The sequence below is a fragment of the Nocardioides oceani genome (assembly GCF_030412965.1).
In the GTDB taxonomy this organism is placed as follows: Bacteria; Actinomycetota; Actinomycetes; order Propionibacteriales; family Nocardioidaceae; genus Nocardioides; species Nocardioides oceani.
The window spans coordinates 1-320 of the sequence record NZ_JAUHJQ010000084.1 but is presented as its reverse complement, the minus strand read 5'-3'; the positions used below and the strand labels follow the sequence as shown (position 1 = coordinate 320).

At 38.1% G+C, this 320-nt stretch carries 1 other RNA gene; it reads right to left on the bottom strand.

Annotated elements, in window-relative coordinates:
• Positions 1-3: 3 nt before the first annotated feature.
• Positions 4-320: a transfer-messenger RNA gene (gene ssrA / locus QWY28_RS23380) on the bottom strand.

Genomic DNA, 320 nt, shown 5'->3' with positions numbered 1-320 from the left:
CACCCACGTCCAAACATCTGCTAACCCATTTGTCTACAACTATAGGTTATGTGTTTATTTAACACCGTTACAATACATAACTCAAACTCTAACGATGCGAGTCAGTAGAACTCTTTTAGAACAGCCTGACTCAGTTCTAACGTAGCTTGTTAACAATAAGACCAATCAACAAACACAAGCAATTTGTTATTGATCACACAGGCTGGTTTTTAGGCAGCTACTGCGTAAGAATTTGTATTTTTTGCAGTTATATTTAACTGGCGTTTTACATCCGCTAGATGAGTCGCAAAATAGGTCTCATAATGCCTGTCGAATCCGTA